Raw genomic sequence first — 7,635 nt, forward strand, 5'->3', positions numbered from 1 at the left:
GTCGAGGTCGGCCAGGAGGTCACGGTCGAGGTCCTCGACGTCGACATGGACCGCGAGCGTGTCTCCCTGTCGCTGAAGGCGACCCAGGAAGACCCGTGGCAGCAGTTCGCCCGCACGCACCAGATCGGCCAGGTCGTGCCCGGCAAGGTCACGAAGCTGGTTCCGTTCGGTGCGTTCGTCCGCGTGGACGAGGGCATCGAGGGTCTGGTGCACATCTCCGAGCTGGCCGAGCGCCACGTGGAGATCCCGGAGCAGGTCGTCCAGGTCAACGACGAGATCTTCGTCAAGGTCATCGACATCGACCTCGAGCGTCGCCGGATCTCGCTGTCCCTCAAGCAGGCCAACGAGTCCTTCGGCGCCGACCCGTCGGCGGTCGAGTTCGACCCGACCCTGTACGGCATGGCCGCGTCCTACGACGACCAGGGCAACTACATCTACCCCGAGGGCTTCGACCCCGAGACCAACGACTGGCTCGAGGGTTACGAGACCCAGCGCGAGGCCTGGGAGGGCCAGTACGCCGAGGCGCAGTCGCGCTTCGAGCAGCACCAGGCGCAGGTCATCAAGTCCCGCGAGGCGGACGAGCAGGCCGCTGCCGAGGGTGGCGAGACCGCCGCTCCGGCCGCGTCCGGCGGTGGCTCGTACTCCAGCGAGGGTGGCGACAACTCCGGCGCCCTCGCCTCGGACGAGGCCCTGGCCGCGCTCCGCGAGAAGCTCGCCGGCGGCCAGAGCTGACCTTCCTCCGGACGTCCGGAGGAGAGCTCGACCGCTAGCCAGTAGTCGCTGACCGAAGGCCCGCACCCTTGGGGGTGCGGGCCTTCGGCGTGCTCGGGAGGCGGGTGGGGTACGGGGGAACCCGGTTCCGGACGGAGCGGGAATGCCCGTGCCCCGCACGGCGTTGTGCGTGACGGACACGAGGAGGAGCGGTCACAGTGCTTGATCCGCAGGGTTTGTACGCATGGGAGCCGAAGGGCCTGGCCGTCGTCGACATGGCGCTGGCCCAGGAGTCGGCCGGACTGGTCATGCTCTACCACTTCGACGGATACATCGACGCGGGCGAGACCGGCGACCAGATCGTCGACCGGCTCCTCGACTCGCTGCCCCACCAGGTCGTCGCCCGCTTCGACCACGACCGGCTCGTGGACTACCGGGCCCGCCGCCCGCTGCTGACGTTCAAGCGCGACCGCTGGGCCGGCTACGAGGAGCCCACGCTGGACGTGCGGCTCGTCCAGGACGCCACCGGTGCGCCCTTCCTGCTGCTGTCGGGCCCGGAGCCGGACGTCGAGTGGGAGCGGTTCGCCGCAGCGGTCCTGCAGATCGTGGAGCGGCTCGGAGTGCGCCTCTCCGTCAACTTCCACGGCATCCCCATGGGCGTCCCGCACACCCGCCCGGTGGGGCTGACCCCGCACGGCAACCGCACCGAGCTGGTGCCGGGCCAGCGCAGCCCCTTCGAGGAGGCGCAGGTTCCCGGCAGCGCGGAGGCGCTCGTCGAGTACCGCCTGATGGAGGCCGGCCACGACGTCCTGGGCGTCGCCGCGCACGTGCCGCACTACATCGCCCGCTCCGCGTACCCGGACGCCGCGCTGACCGTGCTGGAGGCGATCACCGGCGCGACCGGACTGGTGCTGCCCGGCGTCGCCCACGCGCTGCGCACGCAGGCGCACCGCACCCAGACCGAGATCGACCGGCAGATCCAGGAGGGCGACGAGGAGCTCGTCGCGCTGGTCCAGGGGCTCGAGCACCAGTACGACGCGGCGGCGGGGGCCGAGACGCGCGGGAACATGCTGGCCGAACCGGTGGACATCCCGTCCGCGGACGAGATCGGACAGGAGTTCGAGAAGTTCCTGGCGGAGCGGGAGGGCGAGGGCTGAGCCGTCGGATCCGGTGCCCGACCGCGACCCGTCGGTGGCGCTGTCGGTGGTAGGCCCTAAGCTTCCGGCCATGCTGAGAGTGGGCCTGACCGGGGGCATCGGAGCCGGCAAGAGCGAGGTGGCGCGGCTGCTCGTGGAGCGCGGCGCCGTACTGATCGACTCCGACCGGATCGCGCGCGAGGTCGTCGAGCCGGGCACCCCCGGTCTCGCGGCGGTCGTCGACGCCTTCGGCGCGGAGGTGCTCGCCGAGGGCGGTGGCCTCGACCGACCGAAGCTGGGCTCCCTCGTGTTCGCCGACGCAGACAAGCTCGCCACGCTCAACTCGATCGTCCACCCCCTGGTGCGCGCCCGTTCCCAGGAGCTGGAGGGCGCCGCCGCCGAGGACGCCGTCGTCGTCCACGACGTCCCCCTCCTCGCGGAGAACGGGCTCGCCCCGCTCTACGACCTCGTCCTCGTCGTGGACGTGGCCCCCGACACCCAGCTCGACCGCCTGGTACGGCTGCGCGGTACGACGGAGGACGACGCCCGCGCACGGATGGCCGCCCAGGCCACCCGCGAGCAGCGGCTGGAGATCGCGGACATCGTGATCGACAACGATGTGCCGCTGGCAGACCTCGAACTGCGGGTACGCGATGTGTGGGCCGAGCTGGAGCGCCGGGCGGGCCGGTCCGAGGAATAGCGTCCCGGCAAAGGGGCGTTGAAGCAGGGCAGCAAGGGAAGGACTCAGCCGTGCCCGAGAACAGCGGAACCAGCGGACGCACCCCGGAGACGCACGTCATCGACTACCGCGCGGCCGAGCAACTGCTCGCGGCCAGGGACCCGCGGGGTGCGGTGAAGCTGCTCGACCCGGTCATCGCCGCGTACCCGGAGAACACGGCCGCCCGGCTGCTGCGCGCCCGCGCGTTCTTCGCGGCCGCGCAACTGCGTCCCGCCGAGCTGGAGTTCACGATCGTCCTGGAGCGCGAGCCGGACAACGCGTTCGCGCACTTCGCGCTGGCGCGCACCTACCAGCGGCAGAACCGCCCCGACCAGGCCAAGCGGCACTTCCGCCTCGCGGCCGCGCTGGACCCCAATCCGGAGTACCTCCAGGCGGCGCGCTTCGACGCTTGAGGTGTTCCCCGCTCACCGGGAGCGGCGGGCGGGGAACAGGAGTCGGCCCGGATCTCCGCCCGTCCGGCTCAGGCTTCGCGATCAGCCCTGTCGCCGCCGCGAGCCTCACGCGCCTCGGCCGCGGAGGCGGCGAGGCCCCGGAGGCGTTCCATGTCGCGGCGGTCGCGCTTGGTGGGGCGGCCCGCGCCGCGGTCGCGGATGCCGGCGGGGGCGACGGCCTCGCGGGGCGGGGGCGGCGGGCTGTTGTCGACGTAGCACTCCACCGCGACCGGGGGGCCGACCCGCTTGCGGATCAGCCGCTTCACGACGACGACCCGCTCACGGCCGGCGTGGCGCAGCCGCACCTCGTCGCCGACGCGGACCGCGTGGGCGGGCTTGACGCGTTCGCCGTTCACCCGGACGTGACCGCCCCGGCAGGCGGTCGCACCCATCGAGCGGGTCTTGACCAGGCGCACGGACCAGATCCAGCTGTCGATGCGCACGGACTCGCCGTTCCCCGGGCGGGCGGCCTCGGCGGCGGTCACCGCCTCGGCGGTGTCGCGAGCCGAACCCTCCGCGGGACGCACCTCGTCTCCTGCAGTAGCCATGTCTGAGACCTTAGCCCGACGCTGGGCCGTCTCCCGTACCTCTCGTACCGGTCCGGCGGACCCGGTCCGGCGATCACCGGGTCGTACCGGGTCGTACGGTGGAGCCATGGACAGCAGCCTCGCCGAGCTCGATGCCCGCATCACGGGGTGCCGGGCGTGCCCGCGGCTGGTCGAGTGGCGGGAGGAGGTGGCCCGGACCAAACGCGCCGCCTTCGCCGACTGGACGTACTGGGGACGGCCGGTGCCGGGCTTCGGGCCCGCGGACGCGTCCTTGCTGATCCTCGGACTCGCACCGGCCGCGCACGGGGGGAACCGGACCGGGCGGATGTTCACCGGGGACCGGTCGGGGGACGTGCTGTACGCGGCGCTGCACGAGGTGGGGCTGGCGTCGCGCGGTACCGCGGTGCGCGCCGACGACGGGCTGGAGCTGTACGGCGTACGGATCACCTCGCCCGTGCACTGCGCGCCGCCCGCCAACAAGCCGACGCCCGCGGAGCGCGACACCTGCCGGTCGTGGCTGGTCACGGAGCTGGAGCTGCTGCGGCCGACGGTACGGTCCGTCGTCGTGCTCGGCGCCTTCGGCTGGCGGGCCGCGCTGCCCGCGCTGGCCGGCGCCGGCTGGGAGGTGCCCCGGCCGCGCCCCGCCTTCGGACACGGCGCCCGGGTCACCCTGGCGGGGAGTCCGGAGCCGCTCGACGTCTTCGGCTGCTACCACGTCAGCCAGCGCAACACCTTCACCGGGCGGCTCACCCCCGCGATGCTGCGGGACGTGCTGCGCACGGCGGCCGGAGCGGCAGGACTGCGCACCAGGCCGGAGGGGTAAAGGGGCTGCGGACGGGCCCCGGTGCGGGTTAGCGTCGTGCGAATGGGCCTGTATCCGGAGATCGAACCGTACGAGCGAGGCATGCTCGACGTGGGTGACGGCAACCGCGTGTACTGGGAGGTCTGCGGAAACCCGCGGGGCAAGCCCGCGGTGATGCTGCACGGCGGACCCGGCTCGGGCAGCAACCCCCGCTTCCGGCGCTACTTCGACCCCGACGCGTACCGCATCGTCCTGCTCGACCAGCGCGGCTGCGGACGGTCCACTCCGCCCGCGAGCGCGTACGACACCGACATGAGCGTCAACACGACGGCGCACCTCATCGCCGACCTGGAGCTGCTGCGGCGGCACCTGGACATCGGACGGTGGCTGGTGTGGGGCGTGTCGTGGGGCTCGGTGCTGGGACTGCGGTACGCGCAGACACACCCCGACGCCGTGTCCGAGCTGGTGCTGACCGCGGTCGCCACGGGCGCGAACAGCGAGGTGGCCCTGATGACGCGGGGGCTCGGCCAGTTCTTCCGGGAGGCGTTCGAACGGTTCCTCGCGGAGCTGGCCGAGGAGGACCGCGCGGACAACCCGGCGGCGGGCTACAACCGGCTGCTGGAGTCGCCCGACCCCGAGGTGCGCGCCCGCGCGGCACGTGCCTGGACCGACTGGGAGACGGCGGTGGCGGCCCTGCCGCCGCGTTCCGTCCCGCGGTACGAGGACCCGGTGTTCCGCATGGGATGGGCCCGGACGGTCACGCACTACTGGGGCAACGACCACTTCCTCGGCGGGGACGGCGGGGACGGCGGGGACGGCGAGGACAACGAGGACGGTGTCGTCCTGCGGGACGCCCCGCTCCTCAAGGACATCCCGGGAACCCTCGTCCAGGGCAGCCTCGACCCGGGCAACCTCCTCGGCATCGTCTGGCGCCTGCACCACGCCTGGCCCGGCAGCGAACTGATCATCGTCGACGAGGTGGGGCACAACGCGGGCGCGCCCGGCATGGTGGACGAGCTGGTGGCGGCGACGGACAGGTACGCGGCCCGCCGCTGACGCATCCCCCGCCGCTGACGCATCCCTGCCCTCATCCCCTCCGCCGGGTGCGAGCCCGCTCCCGCTCACCCGCCGACTCCACGAACTGCAGTTCCAGCGTGGGCGGGGGCGGGGCCACCCCGGGCCCGCCGGCCTCCGCCCACCGCAGCAACTCGTCCGTGCAGTCGTCCCCCATCGACCAGCCGACCCACACCGAACGTCCCCCGCGCCGGCGGCCCTCGCCCGAGGGCTGCACGACGACGATGTTCGCCTGGTCGCACGGCCCGAGACAGTCCGTCGTACGGACCGCGAGGCGCCCCCCGGAGTCCGCGGCCGCCGCGCGCAGCCGCTCCAGCTGCCCCTCGTGGTCGTAGCCCGGATGCTTGCGCCGGTCACCGCAGCAGCAGCCACGGCACACGACCAGCGTGCAGGGGCGGGTACGGGCGGCGCCGATCAGCGTGCGGGGGGTCACTGTGCTCCTTCGCCGGGGGTCGGTTCGGTGGATCACCGATGTCTCCGGCAGTGTCGCTCAGGCCGAGGACGGCCCGGACGCCGGGGGCCGATCTGCCCCCTACGGCACCACCGCGGTCGCCGTGATCTCCACGAGCTGACCCGGGTAACCGAGACAGGCCACACCGAGCAGGGTCGACGAGTGCGGGCCGAGACTGAGCCCGCCGGCCTCGACGACCTCCCAGACTCCGGCGAGCACCGCGGAGTCACCGGACGCCACGTACACATCGGTCGACACGACGTGCTCGAACTCACTCCCGACCGCGCGCAGTTGCTCCCCGAGGTTCACGAGCACCTGCTCGGCCTGCCGTACGGGATCGCCCTCGCCCACGAGCTTCCCGTCGGCGTCGAGGGGCACGGAACCGGCCAGGAAGGCCAGCTTCGTACCCGCCTCGACGACGGAGGCGTGGGAGTAGCGGGGCGGCGGGGCGAGGGTGGGGACGGTGACTCGTTGGATCATGCGTGCTCCTGGATCCTCGACTCCGGACGTGGACCGTTGACTGTGGGCAACCCGTCGAGCATGCGGTTCTCGGGGCATCGCCGCATCTCCTTTTCGTACGCTGCTCCGCCGACGTACCTCCCAGCGCCCCACCGAGGGCCGGACTCAGGAACCCGCAGAACGGCTCGGTATTCCTGCATTCCGTCGGTTCCAGTCGGTGCGAGGCCGCCCGTCAGCGTCGGCTGAACTGGACGCCGGACGGCTGGACGGCGTCCGGGCGTACGGCAATGCCCTCGACGGTCAGTTGCTCGCCGTGGACGTCGGTGAGCCGGAGCGGGCCGCCGCAGCCGGTGCCGTCGGGGGAGAGGAAGTAGTTGTACTCGGTACGGGTGAGGCGCTGCCAGCCGTTGCCGGTGCCGACCTCCAGGCGGGCCAGTGGGTTGCGGTGGCCGATCGCCTGGATGCCGCACCAGTACTGGGTGGAGCCGGTCTTGTAGCGGATGGAGATGGTGTCGGAGGTGCCGGGGCTCAGCAGGCTCCAGGTGATGTCCAGTTCGCCGACGGAGAGGGCGGCGAGCTCGGCGAAGGCCTGCCGGCTGAGGTCGATCTGTCCGGGAGCGCAGGGGGACGGGCATTCGTTGGTGATCCGTACGGTGACGGAGGCGCCGTTCGCGGCGCGGACGAGCACGTGGGCCCCGCAGGCCTTGGACGTCTCGTAGTCCGTGGTGTTCATCGCCGCGATCATCATGTCGGGGCTCGGGCCGAACGAGCAGGCACCGTCGCCGTCCGCGGCGTCGTAGTGGGTGGCGATTCCGTCGTACGTGGTGCCGGGCCTGATCCGGCCGGCCAGTGATCCGGAGGCGGGGGCCGCCGCCTGGCGCGTGGGCGCGGGGGCGCTCGCGGTCGACGGCCGGGTCGAGGGGGTGGGATCGGCGGACTTCGCGGTGGGGGACGCCGTGGGGGAGGTCGAGGGGGACGCCGTGGATCGCGTCGGCTCCGGTCCCGTTTCCGGCTTCGACTCCGTCGCGGAGGGGCTCACCCGGGCGTCGGCCACGGACGTGTCCTCGGCCTGCACGGTGTCCGCCTCGGAGCCGGGGCGGAGGGCCACCACCAGCGAGACGGCGAGCACCGCGGCCGCCACGACGACTGCGGGGACGAGGGCGGTGCGTCGTCGTGTACGGGGCGGACGGCGGTGACGGTGCCGGTGGGAAGGGGATGCCACGGATGAGTCCTCACGTGTTGCGGAGAGCACGGCTTTCGACTCGTCAGTGGTCACGGGGGAGG

Annotated in this window: 10 protein-coding genes; 6 read left to right on the forward strand and 4 right to left on the reverse strand. The window is 72.8% G+C overall.

Annotated features, from left to right (window positions below; genetic code table 11):
- The 4 genes from UW392_RS46695 to UW392_RS46710 form a co-directional block, all read left to right on the forward strand.
- On the forward strand, window positions 1–732 hold a 732-nt coding region (locus tag UW392_RS46695), incomplete at its 5' end, for a S1 RNA-binding domain-containing protein (RefSeq protein ID WP_320781435.1).
- 197 nt (window positions 733–929) lie between these two features.
- Window positions 930–1,868, forward strand: a complete 939-nt coding sequence (locus UW392_RS46700; protein ID WP_320781436.1) for a PAC2 family protein — start codon at window positions 930–932, stop codon at window positions 1,866–1,868.
- A gap of 70 nt (window positions 1,869–1,938) precedes the next feature.
- A complete protein-coding gene (coaE, locus tag UW392_RS46705) occupies window positions 1,939–2,547 on the forward strand; it encodes a dephospho-CoA kinase (RefSeq protein WP_320781437.1) in 609 nt (202 codons plus the stop codon).
- Window positions 2,548–2,597: 50 nt separating this feature from the next.
- Window positions 2,598–2,978 (forward strand): tetratricopeptide repeat protein, encoded by a 381-nt coding sequence (locus UW392_RS46710; protein WP_320781438.1) that lies wholly within the window; start codon window positions 2,598–2,600, stop codon window positions 2,976–2,978.
- A gap of 68 nt (window positions 2,979–3,046) precedes the next feature.
- Here the strand turns inward: UW392_RS46710 and UW392_RS46715 are convergent, their stop codons facing one another.
- On the reverse strand, window positions 3,047–3,565 hold the full coding sequence (locus tag UW392_RS46715) for an RNA-binding S4 domain-containing protein (RefSeq protein WP_320781439.1): 519 nt from the start codon (window positions 3,563–3,565) through the stop codon (window positions 3,047–3,049).
- A gap of 106 nt (window positions 3,566–3,671) precedes the next feature.
- On the opposite strand from UW392_RS46715, the gene UW392_RS46720 reads away from it, so the two are divergent.
- Together UW392_RS46720 and pip are read left to right on the forward strand one after the other, a co-directional pair.
- Window positions 3,672–4,388, forward strand: a complete 717-nt coding sequence (locus UW392_RS46720) for a uracil-DNA glycosylase (RefSeq protein ID WP_320781440.1) — start codon at window positions 3,672–3,674, stop codon at window positions 4,386–4,388.
- A gap of 42 nt (window positions 4,389–4,430) precedes the next feature.
- On the forward strand, window positions 4,431–5,423 hold the full coding sequence (gene pip / locus UW392_RS46725) for a prolyl aminopeptidase (protein WP_320781441.1): 993 nt from the start codon (window positions 4,431–4,433) through the stop codon (window positions 5,421–5,423).
- A gap of 31 nt (window positions 5,424–5,454) precedes the next feature.
- Here the strand turns inward: pip and UW392_RS46730 are convergent, their stop codons facing one another.
- The 3 genes from UW392_RS46730 to UW392_RS46740 all read right to left on the reverse strand — a co-directional run bounded on the left by UW392_RS46730 (window position 5,455) and on the right by UW392_RS46740 (window position 7,573).
- Window positions 5,455–5,874, reverse strand: coding sequence for a (2Fe-2S) ferredoxin domain-containing protein (locus UW392_RS46730; RefSeq protein WP_320781442.1), 420 nt, complete (start codon window positions 5,872–5,874; stop codon window positions 5,455–5,457).
- A gap of 99 nt (window positions 5,875–5,973) precedes the next feature.
- Window positions 5,974–6,372: a RidA family protein gene (locus UW392_RS46735; protein WP_320781443.1), complete on the reverse strand. Its 399-nt coding sequence runs from the start codon at window positions 6,370–6,372 to the stop codon at window positions 5,974–5,976.
- A 211-nt stretch (window positions 6,373–6,583) separates the two neighbouring features.
- Window positions 6,584–7,573, reverse strand: coding sequence for an expansin EXLX1 family cellulose-binding protein (locus tag UW392_RS46740; protein WP_320781444.1), 990 nt, complete (start codon window positions 7,571–7,573; stop codon window positions 6,584–6,586).
- Between the last annotated feature and the right edge of the window lie 62 nt (window positions 7,574–7,635).

The organism is Streptomyces sp. CRN 30, assembly GCF_034105845.1.

Bases quoted from the DNA above. Each gene is read 5' to 3' on its own strand.
- coaE (WP_320781437.1), top strand. From the start codon at position 1,939: ATGCTGAGAGTGGGCCTGACCGGGGGCATCGGAGCCGGCAAGAGCGAG.
- UW392_RS46715 (WP_320781439.1), bottom strand. From the start codon at position 3,565: ATGGCTACTGCAGGAGACGAGGTGCGTCCCGCGGAGGGTTCGGCTCGC.
- UW392_RS46720 (WP_320781440.1), top strand. From the start codon at position 3,672: ATGGACAGCAGCCTCGCCGAGCTCGATGCCCGCATCACGGGGTGCCGG.
- pip (WP_320781441.1), top strand. From the start codon at position 4,431: ATGGGCCTGTATCCGGAGATCGAACCGTACGAGCGAGGCATGCTCGAC.
- UW392_RS46735 (WP_320781443.1), bottom strand. From the start codon at position 6,372: ATGATCCAACGAGTCACCGTCCCCACCCTCGCCCCGCCGCCCCGCTAC.